At 68.7% G+C, this 15,424-nt stretch carries 12 protein-coding genes; 4 read left to right on the top strand and 8 right to left on the bottom strand.

All coding sequences use genetic code 11. The annotated features are described in order from the left end of the window. Positions 1-218: 218 nt before the first annotated feature. Genes AC07PT_RS10985 through AC07PT_RS10975 form a run of 3 tightly spaced genes read left to right on the top strand, consistent with a single transcriptional unit; the run spans position 219 to position 6,245 of the window. Positions 219-3,437 (top strand): efflux RND transporter permease subunit, encoded by a 3,219-nt coding sequence (locus AC07PT_RS10985; RefSeq protein ID WP_494656681.1) that lies wholly within the window; start codon positions 219-221, stop codon positions 3,435-3,437. A gap of 1 nt (position 3,438) precedes the next feature. Continuing rightward, positions 3,439-4,767, top strand: coding sequence for an efflux RND transporter periplasmic adaptor subunit (locus AC07PT_RS10980; RefSeq protein ID WP_494656680.1), 1,329 nt, complete (start codon positions 3,439-3,441; stop codon positions 4,765-4,767). Beyond that, a complete protein-coding gene (locus AC07PT_RS10975) occupies positions 4,764-6,245 on the top strand; it encodes an efflux transporter outer membrane subunit (protein WP_494656679.1) in 1,482 nt (493 codons plus the stop codon). Before AC07PT_RS10980 ends, AC07PT_RS10975 begins: the two co-directional genes overlap by 4 nt. On the opposite strand, the gene AC07PT_RS10970 is transcribed toward AC07PT_RS10975, so the two are convergent. From AC07PT_RS10970 to AC07PT_RS10935, 8 genes are read right to left on the bottom strand one after another with little or no spacing between them, the layout of a single operon-like run. Beyond that, positions 6,236-7,039 carry a crotonase/enoyl-CoA hydratase family protein gene (locus AC07PT_RS10970; protein ID WP_494656678.1) on the bottom strand — a complete coding sequence of 268 codons (804 nt, stop codon included), beginning with the start codon at positions 7,037-7,039 and terminating at the stop codon, positions 6,236-6,238. The two genes, AC07PT_RS10975 and AC07PT_RS10970, sit on opposite strands and share 10 nt — an antisense overlap. Before the next feature lie 18 nt (positions 7,040-7,057). Then, positions 7,058-8,080, bottom strand: a complete 1,023-nt coding sequence (locus AC07PT_RS10965; RefSeq protein WP_494656677.1) for an acyl-CoA dehydrogenase family protein — start codon at positions 8,078-8,080, stop codon at positions 7,058-7,060. A gap of 37 nt (positions 8,081-8,117) precedes the next feature. Next, on the bottom strand, positions 8,118-9,293 hold the full coding sequence (locus AC07PT_RS10960; RefSeq protein ID WP_494656676.1) for an acyl-CoA dehydrogenase family protein: 1,176 nt from the start codon (positions 9,291-9,293) through the stop codon (positions 8,118-8,120). Positions 9,294-9,333: 40 nt separating this feature from the next. Continuing rightward, positions 9,334-10,608, bottom strand: coding sequence for a CaiB/BaiF CoA transferase family protein (locus AC07PT_RS10955; RefSeq protein ID WP_494656675.1), 1,275 nt, complete (start codon positions 10,606-10,608; stop codon positions 9,334-9,336). Then, positions 10,605-11,594 carry a Bug family tripartite tricarboxylate transporter substrate binding protein gene (locus AC07PT_RS10950; protein WP_494656674.1) on the bottom strand — a complete coding sequence of 330 codons (990 nt, stop codon included), beginning with the start codon at positions 11,592-11,594 and terminating at the stop codon, positions 10,605-10,607. The genes AC07PT_RS10955 and AC07PT_RS10950 overlap by 4 nt, the downstream gene beginning before the upstream one ends. A 37-nt stretch (positions 11,595-11,631) precedes the next feature. Next, the gene (locus AC07PT_RS10945) at positions 11,632-12,624 is read right to left on the bottom strand and encodes a tripartite tricarboxylate transporter substrate binding protein (RefSeq protein WP_494656673.1); all 993 of its coding nucleotides are present in this window, start codon (positions 12,622-12,624) and stop codon (positions 11,632-11,634) included. A 17-nt stretch (positions 12,625-12,641) separates the two neighbouring features. Next, positions 12,642-13,118: a MaoC family dehydratase gene (locus AC07PT_RS10940; RefSeq protein WP_492347132.1), complete on the bottom strand. Its 477-nt coding sequence runs from the start codon at positions 13,116-13,118 to the stop codon at positions 12,642-12,644. Positions 13,119-13,132: 14 nt separating this feature from the next. Further along, a complete protein-coding gene (locus AC07PT_RS10935) occupies positions 13,133-14,359 on the bottom strand; it encodes a CaiB/BaiF CoA transferase family protein (RefSeq protein ID WP_494656672.1) in 1,227 nt (408 codons plus the stop codon). A 77-nt stretch (positions 14,360-14,436) separates the two neighbouring features. On the opposite strand from AC07PT_RS10935, the gene AC07PT_RS10930 reads away from it, so the two are divergent. Further along, complete coding sequence (locus tag AC07PT_RS10930; RefSeq protein WP_492347134.1) at positions 14,437-15,345, top strand: LysR family transcriptional regulator; 909 nt, start codon at positions 14,437-14,439, stop codon at positions 15,343-15,345. Positions 15,346-15,424: the final 79 nt, after the last annotated feature.

Raw genomic sequence — 15,424 nt, 5'->3', positions numbered from 1 at the left:
TCCGGCCAGCACGGGTCAAAATCATCAGTACCAGCATTTATTTCAGAAAAACCAGCACGATGCCTCACTGACCCTGAGCTTTACCGGATCTGCCATGGCCCGGCACCGGCCTGGGTCATGCTTCTCCTGCAAAATGTTTGGTTACGTTGAGCGCCGTCAGCTCCATCGGGGATGGGCCTGGGCGCGCGACGCCTGCCTGCCAACCGGATGCCTGCCCCATGTGGATCGTCAATATTGCGCTGCGCCGACCTTACACGTTCATCGTGATGGCCCTGCTGATCGTGCTGGCCACGCCCCTGGCGCTGGTGCGCATGGCCACCGACATCTTTCCGGAAATCAACATTCCGGTGATCAGCATCATCTGGAACTACACCGGTCTGTCGGCCCAAGAGGTGGGCACCCGCATCACCAACGTCAATGAACGCTCGCTGACCACCACGGTCAACGACATTGAGCACATCGAGTCGCAGTCGCTGGCCGGCATTGCGGTGATCAAGGTGTTCTTCCAGCCCGACGCCAACATCCAGACCGCGCTGGCTCAGGTGACCTCCTCGGTGCAAGCCATCGTGCGGCAGATGCCGCCGGGTATCACGCCACCGCTGGTGATCAAGTATTCGGCCTCCAGCATCCCGGTGATCCAATTGGGCCTGGCCAGCCCGTCCATGTCGGAGCAGGGCCTGTTCGACGCCGCCGTCAACTTTCTGCGGCCGCGCCTGATCACCATCCCGGGCGCCGCCGTGCCCTTCCCCTACGGCGGCAAGAACCGGGTGGTCTCCGTGGACCTGAACACCCGGGCCCTGCAGGCCAAGGGCCTGACCCCCTCGGACGTGGTGAACGCCATCAATGCGCAGAACCTGATCCTGCCCGGCGGCACCGCCAAGCTGGGTGACACCGAATACACCGTGGCCATGAATGGCTCGCCAGCCAATCTGGAGGGCCTGAACGCCCTGCCCATCCGCTCCAGCAACGGCACCACCATCACCCTCAGCGACGTGGCCAATGTGCGCGACGGTTTCACCCCCCAGACCAACATCGCACGCCAGGACGGCAACCGTGGCGTGCTGCTGTCGGTGCTGAAGAATGGCAGTTCGTCCACCCTGGAGATCGTCACCAAACTGCGCGAACTGCTGCCCTCGGTGGCCCAGACCCTGCCGCCCGACCTGAAAATCACCCCCCTGTTCGACCAATCGCTGTTCGTGAAGGCCGCCATCAGCGGCGTGATCCACGAAGCGCTGATCGCCGCCTGCCTGACCGCGGCCATGATCCTGCTGTTCCTGGGCAACTGGCGCAGCACCTGCATCATTGCCGTGTCGATCCCGCTGTCGGTGCTGTCGGCCATCCTGATGCTCTACGCGCTGGGCGAGACCATCAACCTCATGACCCTGGGTGGTCTGGCGCTGGCGGTGGGTATTCTGGTGGACGACGCCACCGTGACCATCGAAAACATCGAGCGCCATCTGCACCTGGGCACGCCACTGGAGCAGGCCATTCTGGAGGGGGCTGGCGAGATCGCCGTGCCGGCCTTCGTCTCCACGCTGTGCATCTGCATCGTGTTCGTGCCCATGTTCTTTCTGACCGGTGTCGCCCGCTACCTGTTCGTGCCGCTGGCCGAATCGGTGGTGTTCGCGATGATGGCCTCCTATGTGCTGTCGCGCACCCTGGTGCCCACCCTGGTCAAGCTGCTGATGCGCAACGCCCCGCCCGTGGACGACAGCCGGCCCGGCTTTTTCCGCCGCATCTACCTGCGCTTTGACGCCGGCTTCGAAAACCTGCGCGGCGTCTACGTGGTCATCCTGAGCGGCCTGCTGACGCGCCGAGCCAGCTTCATCACCGCTTTCCTGGTGTTCTGCATCGCGTCCTGCGGGCTGTATGGCGTGCTGGGGCGCGACTTTTTCCCGAGCGTGGATGCCGGCCTGATCCGCCTGCACTTCCGTGCCCCCACCGGCACCCGCATCGAAGAGACGGCCCGCCTGGCCGACCGCATCGAGAACGCGGTGCGCGAACTGATCCCGCCCGAAGAGCTGGAGACCATTCTCGACAACCTGGGCCTGCCCTACAGCGGCATCAACCTGTCCTACAGCAATGCCGGCACCATCGGCACATTGGACGGCGAAGTCCAGATCGCGCTGCGCCAGGGCCATGGCCCCACCAATGAACACGTCAAGCGCCTGCGCGCCGAACTGCCCAAGCGCTTCCCGGGCGTGGAGATCTTCTTCCAGCCGGCCGACATCATCACCCAGATCCTCAACTTCGGTCAGCCGGCAGCCATCGACGTGCAGTTCAGCGGCGCCAACATCGCCGAGAACTACCGCCTGGCCAGTGTGTTGCAGAGCAAGGTGCGGCAGATTGATGGCGCCGTGGATGTGCACATCCAGCAGCGCATCAACCAGCCGACCAAAAAGCTCGACATCGACCGCGCCCAGTTGCAGCAGTTGGGCCTGAACGCCAACAACGTGGCGCAAAACCTGCTGGTCTCACTTTCGGGCAGCTTCCAGACCGCACCGGCCTTCTGGCTGAACCCGGCCAACGGCGTGGTCTACAGCATTGCGGTACAGACCCCGCAATACCAGATCGACTCGCTGGACAACCTGCTGCAGATCCCGGTGGGCGTGCCCATCACCAACAGCGTGCCCACGGGCAGCACCGCCCTCGTGCAGCCCCCGGCCCAGCTGATGAGCAACCTGGTCACCGTGCGCCCCACCCGTGAGCAGACCGTGGTGTCACGCTACAACATCCAGCCCGTGGTGGATGTGTTCGTGAGCGTGTCCGGGCGTGACCTGGGCAGCGTGGCCGGCGAGGTTCAGAAGGTCATCGACAGCATGAAGGCCGACCTGCCCCGCGGCACCAACGTGAAGATGCGTGGCCAGGTCGAGACCATGCAGAGCTCTTACCTCGGCCTGGGCGTGGGCCTGATCATGGCCATCGTGCTGGTGTACCTGCTGATCGTGGTCAACTTCCAGTCCTGGGTCGACCCCTTCATCATCATCACCGCCCTGCCGGCCGCCCTGGGCGGCATTGCGTGGATGCTGTTCCTGACCGCCACCACGCTCAGCGTGCCCGCGCTCACCGGGGCCATCATGACCATGGGCGTGGCCACGGCCAACAGCATTCTGATGATCTCATTTGCCCGCGAGCGCCTGTTGGACGGCGCGCCGCCCCTGTCGGCCGCACTCGAAGCCGGCACCACCCGCCTGCGCCCGGTGCTGATGACCGCCCTGGCCATGATCATCGGCATGCTGCCCATGGCCGTGGGCCTGGGCGAAGGCGGCGAACAGAACGCGCCACTGGGCCGCGCCACCATCGGCGGCCTGTTGTTTGCCACCGTCTCCACCCTGTTCTTCGTGCCGGTGGTGTTTGCCGCCGTGCACCGCGCGCTGGAGCATCGGGCCGCCCGGCGCCCGCAGCCCGTCCCGACCCCCGCCCAAGGAAATGCCTGACATGAGCCACGCACAGCGACACTCTTCCATCGGAATCCATGGCCTGCATCAGCATGAAGGGGCCCACAACATCAAGCGCATCCGGCTGCTGCGACGCGCCCGCTGGGCCGCCCTGGGCGTGCTGCTGGTGCTCGGTGCAGGCGCGGCCCTGGTGATGACCGAGCGCGCGGCCCAGGCCAAGGCCCTGGCGGCCAGCACCCAGGAGAACGCCCAGGTGCACGTGTATGTGGTCTCGCCACGGCCCGGCCGGGGCCAGCAGACACTGCAACTGCCAGGCAGCCTGCAGGGCTACATCGAGACCCCGATCTATGCGCGCAGCAGCGGCTATGTCAAACAGTGGTTCAAGGACATCGGCGCGCGCGTGAGCAAGGGTGACCTGCTGGCCGAAATCGCCACTGGCGAAATCGAGCAGCAACTGGCCGAAGCCCGGGCCAACCGGGCCCAGGTGCAATCCAACCTGCAACTGGCGCGCACCTCGTTCGAGCGCTGGCAGGGCTTGCGCGCCCGCGATGCCGTGTCTCAGCAGGAACTCGACGAGCGCCAGAACACACTGAAGCTGGTGCAGGCCAACCTGGCCGCCAGCGAGGCGGTGGTGCAAAGGCTGGAGCTGCAGCTGTCTTACAACCGCATCGTGGCGCCCTTCAGTGGCGTGGTCACCAAGCGCAACATCGATGTGGGCAGCCTGGTGGACGCTGGCAACGGCGGCGCCCCGAAGCTGCTGTTCACGCTGTCGCAGACCGATGTGCTGCGCCTGTACGTGTCGGCACCCCAAAGTTTCGCGCCGCGCATCAAAGCCGGCCAGGAAGCCCAGGTCACCCTGTCCGAACTGCCCGGCCAGACCTTCACCGGCAAGGTGGTGCGCACCGCCGGCGCCATCGACCCGGCCACCCGCACCCTGCAGGTGGAGATCAACCTGCCCAATCCCGAGGGCAAGCTGCTGCCGGGCTCGTACGTGCAGGTGGCCCTGCAGGCCGCCGGCGCTGACAAGCCCGTGCTGACCGTGCCCAACAACGGCCTGCTGTTCCGCCCGGAAGGCACGCTGGTGGCCACCGTGGTCGACGGCAAGGTGCAACTCAAGAAGGTGGCCCTGGGCCGTGACCTGGGCGTGCGCATCGAGATCCAGAGCGGCCTGTCGCCCCAAGACAAGCTGATCATCAACCCGCCCGATTCGCTGGCCGAAGGCGATGCGGTGGTGGCCAGCGAGGCGCCGGTGCCGACCAACAACAAGGAAGGTGCCAAGGAAGGCGGCAAAGAGGGTTCGAAAGAGGGGCCCGGCAAGGATGCCAAGCCCGAGGCCCAGCCGGCCAAGGCCGAGCGGAGCGCCTCATGAACGCCCCTGCGCTGCACCGCCTGGCGCGGCACGGCGCCTGGCTGGGCCTGGCCCTGCTGGGCGGCTGCTCGGCCGTGGGGCCCGACTACGTGCGCCCCGACACCGTGGCCCCGGCCCACTGGCAGGCCGAAGCCGGCTGGCAGGCCGGCCAACCGCGAGACGACGAACTCAAAGGCCCCTGGTGGCTGCTGTACACCGACCCCACGCTGCAGGGCCTGATCGATACCGCCCTGAAGCAGAACAACACCCTGGCCCTGGCCCAGTCGCGCCTGGACCAGGCCCGGGCCCAGACCGATTCGGCCCTGGGTGCCCTGCTGCCCCGGGTGGGCCTGCAGGCCGGAACCTCGCGTTTTCGAACCTCGGCCAACCGGCCGCTGAGCAGCTACACCAGCGCCAACAGTTCGGTTGAGCAGACCGACTACCAGACCGCGCTGACCGTGAGCTATGAGGTGGACCTGGCCGGCCGGGTACGGCGCCAATTGGAAAACGCCCGCGCCGCCCAGGCCCAGTCGGGCGCCGATTTTGAAAACACCCGCCTGGTGCTGACCGCGCAACTGGCCAGCAGCTACCTGGCCCTGCGCGGGCTGGACGCCGAAATCGAGGTGCTGAACCAGACCCTCAAGGCGCAGCGCCAGACGCTGGATTTCATCGCCACCCGGCACGATCTGGGCACCGCCTCCGGCATCGATCTGGAGCAGCAACAGGGCCTGGTATCGGGCACCGAAGCCCAGTTGCAAGGCCTGCGCGACAGCCGGGCCCGTTTCGAGCACGCGATTGCCACGCTCACCGGCCAGCCGGCCCCCAGCTTTCAACTGGCCGCCGACACCCGGCTGCCCGAGCCGCCGCAGTTGCCCCTGGGCACACCGGCCTCGCTGCTGGAGCGCCGCCCCGACATCGCCAGCGCCGAGCGCGCCATGGCAGCGGCCAATGCCCAGATCGGCATCGCCACCAGCGCCTACTACCCCAGCCTGACCCTGAACAGCCTCTATGGCGACGACAGCAACGGCTTCAGCAAGCTGTTCTCGGCCCCCAGCCTGCTGTGGTCGCTGGGCCTGAGCGCCACCCAGACCCTGTTTGACGGCGGCCGCACCACCGCGGCGGTGAACGTGGCCAAGGCCGGCTACCAGCAGGCCAGTGCCAGCTACCGCCAGACCGTGCTGCAGGCGTTCCAGGAAGTGCAGGACAGCCTGAGCACCCAGGCCGCGCTGCGCGAAGCCCAACGCTCGCTGCAGCAGGCCGTGAAAAGCGCCGGCAAGGTGCTGGAGCTGTCGCAGGCCCGCTACCGGGCTGGTGCCTCCAGCCTGCTGGAGGTGGTGCTGGCCCAGCAGACCCTGCTGGGCTACCAGCGCCAGCAGGTGCAGAACCAGAGCCAGCAGTTGCTGACCTCGGTGCAACTGATCAAGGCCCTGGGCGGCGGCTGGAAAGCCACCGACACCACGTTGGGCCAGGCCAGCCCGGCCCGCGTGGCTCAGGACTGAAAGCGCGGCGCTCGTTTCTCGACAAAGGCCCGCACCGCCTCGAAGTGGTCTTCGGTGGTGTGGGCGAGGGCCTGGTAGGCCGCTGAGAGCTCCAGCAGCGACTCCAGCGAACTGCGCTCGCCCTCGCGCAGCAGGCGCTTGGTCATGCGCAGCACGCCGCCCGGGTTGGCGGCAATCTTGCAGGCCAGGGTGCGGGCCGCCGCCATCAGCTGACCGGCCGGCACCACGCGCGAGACCAGGCCGCAAGCCAGGGCCTCGGCCGCATCGATGACCTCGCCCGTGAACGCCATCTCGGAGGCTTTGGACAGGCCCACCACCCGCGGCAACAGCCAGGCGCCGCCATCGCCGGGCACGATGCCCACGCGCACAAAACTTTCGGCAAAGGTGGCGCCTTCGGCGGCGATGCGCATGTCGCACATGCAGCACAGGTCCAGCCCAGCGCCGACGGCGGGCCCGTTGATGGCCGCAATCACCGGCACATCGAGCTGATAGAGCGCGCGCGGCAGGCGCTGGATGCCCTGGCGGTACTCCTCGCGGATCGCGTCGGGCGAAGGTCGCTCGCGCTCGTAGCGCTGCATGTCCTTGACGTTGCCGCCCGAGCTGAACACCGGGCCTTCGCCGGTCAGGATCACCACCCGCACGCTGGGGTCGCGGCGCACCTCATCGCAGGCCTGCACGAACTCGGCCACCGCGGTGTTGCCGGTCAGTGCGTTGCGCGTGGCCGGCTGACTCATGGTGAGGATCAGGATCGCGCCGTCGCGCTCGGATTTCAGGAAAGGGGTCGGTTGGGTCATGGAAAACTCCGTCAGGGCTCAGGCGGGAAGGGATTCGGTGTCGGTGAGCTGGCGCAACAGGTCGAGGGCCAGGCCTTCGTGCCCGTTCACGAGGGCCTCGCCCAGCACACCCTGCCAATGCGATTCGCTGCCCCCGGCCTGACGCCAGGCGTGCAGGCGGCGGGTGTGAAGCTGCAGGTCGAACTCGGCGGTGAAGCCGATGGCGCCATGGATCGAGTGGCCCAACGCCGCCACCTCAGGGGCGGCCTCGCTGCAACGGGCTTTGGCCACGGCGGCCCGCAGCAGGTCAGGCGCCTGCACCGGGCCCTGGCAGCCCAGACGGGCCGCCATGCGCGAGGCAAACACCAACTCAGCCATCACGCTGAGCTGGTGCTGGATGGCCTGGAACTTGCCAATCGGGCGGCCGAACTGCTGGCGCTCATTGGCGTGCTGCAGGCTGCGCTCGAACACCGCCCTCATGGCGCCAGCCATCTGGGCCGCATACAGCACGGCCTGCAGCTCGCGCAGCGGCGGCAGGGCCCCGGGCCAGGCGGGCGTGGCCAGCCAGGAGGCCCGTGGCCAGCTCAGCGTGGCCTCCTGGGCCAGCCCGGTGGCTTCCACCCGGGCCTCGGCCACCGGCAGCAAGGCACAGCGATCGAGGTGGCGCAGCAGCACATGGCTGGCCACGCGGGCACTGGGCACGCTGGTGCAGATCAGGCGCTCCCCGTCATCCAGCGCCTGGGCGGCCAGCGTGAGGGGCCCCTCGGGCCGGGCCAGGCCGGCCTGGGCCAACAGGCCGCGCGCCAGCAGGGTTTCGCCCAGCGGCACGGGCAGCGCGAACTCACCACACAGGGCCAGCAGGCTGAAAGCCTGGCCCAGATCCAGGCCGGCCCCGCCCTGCGTCTCGGGCAACAGGGCATCGACAAAGCCCGAATCCTGCAAGGTCTGCCACAGGGCCAGGTGCGGACCACCGGCCTCGATGGCGCGCACCACGGGCGGGCCTGCATGGTCGGTCAGCAGGGTGCGCAGCGAGGCGGCGAAAAGGTCTTGCTCGTCGTTCATCAACCAGCCTTTCTCGATGGGGTTGTCAGCGGGCTCATCAACGCAGGCCCAGGCCGCGCGCGATCATGCCGCGCAGGATGTCGCGCGTGCCGCCACGCAGCGAGTACGAAGGCGCCACCTGGATCACGTAGTTCAGGGTGTGCAGCAGGCCGAACGGCACGGGCTGGCCCTCGGCCAGGCGGGTCCCCAGGTCGTCAGCCAGTGCCGCCGGGATCAGCTGCTCGACACCAGTGCCCAGGTCTTTGACCAGGGCCGACTCGACCACCGGGCTCTCGCCCCGTGCCAGACGCCCGGTGACCGCCACCGACATGGCCCGCAGCGGCGCCAGTTGGGCCAGCACCCGCCCGGCCAGCCGCAGGGCCGCAGCATTGCGCTGTGGGTGGGTAGCGGCGTCCTGGCGCACAAAGGCCAGCCACTCGTCAAACAGCACGATGCTGGAGTACAGGCGCTCGGGCCCGCTGCGCTCGAAGGCCAGCTCGGCCGTCACCTGGGCCCAACCCTGGCCCTCGGCCCCGATCAGGGCCTCGGGCGCCAGCGCCACGTCGTCAAAAAAGACCTCGCAGAAATGGCGGTCACCGGATTGGTCGGTGATGGGCCGCACGGTCACCCCGGGCAGCGACAGGTCGACGATGAACTGCGACAGGCCCTGCTGGCGGTCGCCCGCCTCGCCGGAGCTGCGCACCAACGCGATCATGTAATGGCAGTGGTGCGCATTGGTGGTCCAGATCTTCTGGCCATTCAGGCGCCAGCCCATGTCGGTGCGGGTGGCCCGGGTGCGCACGCTGGCCAGGTCGGAGCCAGCCCCGGGCTCGCTCATGCCGATGCAGAAGAAGGCCTCGCCCCGGCAGATGGCGGGCAGGTACTGGCGCTTTTGCGCCTCGCTGCCGTACTTGAGGATCAGCGGGCCGCTCTGGCGGTCGGCAATCCAGTGCGAGCCCACGGGCGCGCCGGCATTGAGGAACTCCTCGACCAGCACGTAGCGGGCAAAGGGGCTGCGCCCGCCGCCGCCATAAGCGGTGGGCAGGGTGATGCCCAGCCAGCCCTGTGCGCCCAGTGCCCGGCTGAAGGCCGGGTCGTAACCCGACCAGGAACGCGCCCGGGTGACCCCGGGCACACCTTGCAGGGCCTCGGCCAGAAAGGCCCGCACGGGGGCGCGCAGGGCCTCGTCCTCGGCGGGGATGGGGGTCAGGTCCAGTGAGTCGAGGGCACTCATTCAGCTTCCTTGTGAGAGGGCGGGTATCCGCCGATGAAACTCATGCCAGCACCCCTTGCCGGGTCAGGCGATCGAGTTCGGCTTCACCCAGGCCCAGGCGCTCGGCCAGCACGGCGCGGGTGTGCTGGCCCAGGGTGGGCGGGGCCTGGCGGTATTGCACCGGGGTGTCGGACAAGCGGATGGGGCTGGCTACCAAGGGGATGTCCCCCTCGGCCACCGGGTGCGGCAGGTGGGTGATCACGCCGCGCGACTGCAGTTGGGGGTCGGCAAACACCTGGGCCATGTTGTTGATGGGGCCGCAGGGCACACCGGCAGCCTCCAGGCGAGCGACCCAGTCGGCCGTGGTGTGCATCACCGTGCACTGGCGCAGCAGCGGGATCAGCGTGGCGCGGTGGGCCAGGCGGGCGCTGTTGCTCGCGTAGCGCGGGTCTTGCGCCCACTCGGGGTGACCGGCCTCGGCACAGAAGCGGGCAAACTGGCTGTCGTTGCCAATGGCCAGGATCATGTCGCCGTCGGCGGTCGGAAAGTCCTGGTAGGGCACGGTGTTGGGGTGGGCGTTGCCCATGCGTTGTGGCACCTGGCCGCTGTAGAGGTAGTTCATGCCCTGGTTGGCCAGGCAGGCCACCTGCACATCGAGCAGGGCCAGGTCAATGTGCTGGCCGCGCCCGGTCTGATCCCGGGCCCGCAGGGCGGCCAGCACCGCGGTGCTGGCGTACAGGCCGGTGAGGATGTCGGTCAGCGCCACACCCACCTTCAACGGCCCGGCCCCGGGCTGCCCCTCGGGCTGGCCGGTGACGCTCATCAAGCCCCCCATGCCCTGCATGAGGAAGTCGTAGCCCGCCCGCGCGGCATAGGGCCCGGTCTGGCCAAAGCCGGTGATCGAGCAATACACCAGCCGCGGGTTGAGCGCACACAGGGTCTCGGCGTCCAGGCCATAGGCACTCAGGCCGCCGACCTTGAAGTTCTCGATCAGCACGTCGCTGTCCTGGGCCAGGCGCCGGATGATGTCCTGCCCGGCAGGCTGGGTCAGATCCACTGCGATGGAGCGCTTGTTGCGGTTGGCGCACAGGTAATAGGCCGATTCGTGGCTGGCTTGACCCTGTGGGTCTTTCAGGAAGGGAGGGCCCCACAGGCGGGTGTCGTCACCGAAGCCCGGGCGTTCGACCTTGATCACCTCAGCCCCCAGGTCGCCCAGGGTCTGACTGGCCCAGGGGCCCGCCAGCACGCGCGACAGGTCGAGCACGCGCAGGCCGGCCAGCGCCATCACTGGGGCCCTGTCCGCCGGGGCGGCCGAAGGCAAGGCGCCCGCACTCATTGCAGCTCCACCCGGGCCTTCTGGGCAATGCGCTTCCAGAGCCGGATCTCGCTGGCCTGGAAGGCGCGCATCTCGTCGGGGCCACCCGACATCACCTCGGCCCCCAGGCGCTCGTAGAACTCGCGGGTTTCGGGGAGGGCCTCGATGCGGGTGAACCAGGCGGCCAGGCGGTCGACCTCGGTGCGCGGCGTCTTGGCCGAGACCATGGCCGCGACCCAGGTGTAGGCGCTGAAGCCGGCCAGGCCGGCCTCGGTGGCGGTCGGAATCTGGGGCAAGGCCGGCACGCGGCGCTCGGACGCCACGGCCAGCGCCTTGAGCTTGCCGCCCTTGATCAGCTCCTGGGCGCTGGTGGTTTCGGCAAAGGCAAACTGCACCGTGCCGCCCACCACCGCCGTCACGGCTTCACCAGCGCCCTTGAAAGGCACATGGTGCGTCTGCACGCGGGCGGCATCGTTGAACAGCTCGGCCATCAGCTGATAGCCCGCCGAGCCAGCGCCGTAGTTGAGCGCATCGGGGCGGGCCCGGGCGGCGTTGATCAGATCGCCCAGGCTCTGCTGTTCGGCCTGGCCAGGGACCACCAGCAAGGCGGGCGAGCGCATCAGCATGGACAGGGGAGCAAAGTCAGCCACCGGGTCGTAGGGCAGCGACTTGAACAGTGCGGCATTGACGGCCAGGGTGGAGTTGCTGCCGACGAACACCGTGCTGCCATCGGCCGGGGCGGCCAGCACGGCGCGCACGGCGATGAAGCCATTGCCGCCCGCCCGGTTGTCAACCACCACGGGCTGGCCGCTGAGCTCGGTGAGCTTGCGGGCAAAGTAGCGCGCCGAGGTGTCGGTGCCGCTGCCGGGCGGAAACGGCACCACGAAGCGGATGGGGCGGTTGGCGGCATCGGGCAGGGGCGTCTGCGCCTTCACCACAGGCGCGCTGAGCGTCAGGCAGGCGCCCACCAGGGCCAGGCCCAGGGCGAACAGGGTTTTGCGTTGCATGGGGGGTCTCCAGTTCAACGGGGCCGGTGGCGGTGACTCAGTCGAGGGCGGCGCCGGTCTGACGCACCACCTCGGTCCAACGGCGGATCTCGCTGTCGATGTAGGCGCCGTACTCGGCCGGGGTCGAGCCCAGGGGTTCGGCGCCCTGCTGGGCCAGCTTGGCGCGCACATCGGCGCTGGCCAGGGCCTTGAGCACCTCGGCGTTGAGCCGGTTCACGATTTCGGGCGGGGTGCGCGCCGGCAACAGCAGGCCCTGCCAGGCACCGGCCTCGAAACCGGGGGCCGCGGTCTCGTTGAGGGTGGGCACCTCGGGCAGCACGCTGGTGCGCTTGAGGCTGGTGACGGCCAGCGCACGCAGGCGCTTGTCGCGGATGAAGGGCAAGGCCGAGTTGACGGTGTCGGTCATGAACTGCAGCTGCCCGCCCACCAGATCGGTGAGGGCCGGCGCGCTGCCCTTGTAAGGCGCGTGGGTGGCCTGCAGGCCCTGCCCTTTGAGCAACAGGAAGGCGCCCAGGTGGGTGATGTTGCCGTTGCCCGCCGAGCCGAAGGTGAGCCGCTCGCCCTGGGCCCGGGCGTACGCCAGGAACTCGGCCGGCGTGTGGACGGGCAGCGAGGGGTGCACCACCAGCACCAGCGGAATCACCGCCGTGAGGGCCACCGGCGCAAAGTCGGTGCGCACGTCGTAGCTGAGCTTCTTGTACAGCGCCGGGCTGAGCGCCACGGCCGAGGTGTTGTAGAACAGGGTGTAGCCATCGGCCGGGGCGCGGGCCACCATCTCGGCCGCGATGTTGCCGTTGGCGCCCGGGCGGTTGTCGACCAGCACCGACTGCCCCAACTGCTCACCGAGCTTCTGCGCCAGCACGCGGGCCACCAGATCGGTCGGGCCGCCGGGCGGGAAGGCCAGCACGAGGCGCAGCGGCTTGTCGGGGTAGCGGGCCGCCGGTGCGGCCGGCTGGGCAAGGCACAACGGGGCCAGCAGCGCCAGTGCCAGGCTGGCGCACACGCGGCGCGAAAAGGGGCTGAAGATCATGCCGGGGCTCCTGGGTTTCATTCGGGACGGCCCGCCAGCAAGCGCTTGGCGGTGTAGTGCATGACCTCGATGTCATGCTGATTGAAGACGGTGATGTCAGAGCTGACCACTGCCCGCCCCTTGGCCGAGGTGGGCCGCACCTCGGTCACGGTGATGCGGGCGTGGATGGTGTCGCCGACCCGCACCGGGTGCAGGATCTTCTGGTGCAGCTCCAGCATGGCCAGGCCAGTGCCCTGGATCATGGTCTGCAGGATGAAGCCCTCGATCAAGGTGTAGGTGAGTGCCCCGGGCACCGGGCGGCCGGCCATGGCACCGCCCTCGAACTCGGTGTCAATGAAGATCGCCTCCAGCATGCCGGTGCACGAGATGAAATTGACCAGGTCAGTCTCGGTGAGGGTGCGCCGAAAGGTGCGAAAGCTCTGGCCGACCGACAGGTCTTGCCAATGAAAGCCCTGGCCCAGGCGGGGCGGCAGCGGGGGCGTGGTGTGGGGCATGGAAGGCTCCAGGTTCAGGAAGGTGTTCGTTGGGCCGGGGCACCCACAGCGCCCGTGGCCAGCCACCCGGCCAGGGTGTCGGCCGGCACGCCGGCCGCGCTCAGGGCGCGCGCGGTGTCGGCCCCCAGGCGGGGCGGCAGGCCGACCGCGGCGCGCTGGCCGTCAAAGCGCGGGGCCACGCCCGGGAAGCGCAGGGCCCCCATGGCCGGGTCGTCGATCGGCTCGAAAAAGCCGGTGGCCTGCAGGTGCGGGTCGTGCTGCAGGTCTTCGAGCCGGTTCATGCGCGCCACCGGGACCTCGATGCGATCGCACAAGGCCAGCCAGTGGGCCGTGTCGTGCAGGGCTACCAGGCGGCCGGTGGTCTCGTACAAGGCCTCGATGTGGCGGGTACGCGCGGCCATGCTGGCAAAGCGCGGGTCGACGGCCAGGGCGGGCTCGCCCACGGCCTCGAAGAAGCGGCGCCAGTGGGCATCGGTGTAGGGCATCAGGCAGACGTGGCCGTCGGCCGTGGCATAGGGGCGACGCCAGTCGGCCAGCACCCGGGGGTAGCCTGGGGCCGAACGCGGCGGCTCGAAATGCTCACCATAGAAATGCTCGACCAGGTTGAAGCCCACCATGGTCTCGAACATCGGGACCTCGACAAAGCCGCCCTGCCCGGTGGCCTGCCGTTTCACCACCGCCGCCACGATGGCCAGGGCGGCCACCAGGCCACAGGTCTTGTCGGCGGCGATGGTGGGCAGGTAGCGCGCCACCCCGCTTTGGGCCTGCATCAGCGCGGCGCTGCCCGACAAGCCCTGGATGATGTCGTCGTAGGCCGGCTTGCCGCTGTAGGGCCCGCCGTCGGCAAAGCCGTGCAGACCGGCAAACACCAGGCGCGGGTAGCGTTGGCACAGCGTGGCCGGGTCCAGCCCCAACGGGGCCAGCTTCTGCGGCCGCATGCTGTGCATGAACACGTCGGCCCCGGCAATCAAGGCTTGCAGCGCGGCCTGGCCGCCGGCCTGCTTGAGGTCGATCACCACGCTTTGCTTGCTGCGGTTCACGCCCAGAAAGATCGCAGCCATGCCGGCTTCGGCCGCCGGGCCGGTGTGGCGCGTGGAATCGCCCTCGGGGGGCTCCACCTTGATCACCTCGGCCCCCAGGTCGGCCAGCCACTGGCTGGCGTAGGGGCCCATCACCACCGCGCTGGCATCCACCACGCGCAGGCCCGCCAGTGGCTGGGCCGCCTTTGTTGTCTCCGTCATGGGGATCGACTGTAGGAATCGCTTGTCAGAGCGTCCAATATTGATTAGCGTCGATCCAATACCGTTCGAGTATCAAAATGAACCTCAGGCAACTGGCGCAATTTGTCGATCTGGCCGAAACCGGCAACTTCCACCGCACGGCCGAGCGCCTGCACATGGCCCAGCCACCGCTGTCGGTGTCGATCCGCAAGCTGGAAGACGAGCTGGGCGGCGCCCTGTTCGACCGGACACCGGCCGGCGTGGTGCTGACGGCGGCCGGCCAGGCCATGCTGGCCGACGCACGACAGGCTCTGGCGCACGCGGCCCAGTGCCGCCAGCGGGTGGCCGCGGCCTTGCATGGCCTGGGCGGGCTGCTGCGGGTGGGCTTCATCGGCACGGCCACCTACTCGCTGCTGCCGCGGCTGATCCCGAGCTTTCGCGCCCATTACCCGAAGATCGAGCTGGAACTGACCGAGTCGACCACCCAGGCCGCGCTCGACGGCCTGGCCGCCGGACGCCTGGACGTGGGCCTGGTGCGCTACCCGGTGCTGACGCCGGGTGACTGCGAGTTCACGGTGCTGGAGCGCGACGAGTTCATGCTGGCCGTGCCCGGCAACAGCCCGCTGGCCCGGCGCAGTGCCATCGCGCTGTCGGCCGTGGCGCTGGAGCCCTTCATTCTTTACGAGCAGGCGCGGGTGCCAGGGCTGTTTGCGTTGGCCATGCTGCGCTGCCAGCACTCGGGCTTCAGCCCTCGCGTGGCCCAGCAGGCGATGCAGGTGTCCACCATCCTGAGCCTGGTCGAAAGCGGCCTGGGCCTGGCCCTGGTGGCCGGCGTGGCCCGCCACCAGATGCGCCGGGGCGTGAAGCTGCTGCGCCTGACCGACACCCCGGCCGATGCCCGACTCGACATGGCCCTGGCCACCCGACCGGGGCATGGCAACCAGTTGGTGAGCACCTTTGCGGCCCACGCCCTGAGGGTGGCCCAGGAAGCATCGGCCACGCCATGAATTGGAGGTTTGCGGGATTTGTTCACAGGCGGGTCAAGACCATCCAACTAGACTGAGCGCACATTCATCAAATCAAGTG

This window comes from Curvibacter sp. GW821-FHT09D12, from assembly GCF_059416245.1.
Note: the sequence above shows the minus strand (reverse complement) of the source record. Positions and strands in the feature narration are given on the sequence as shown.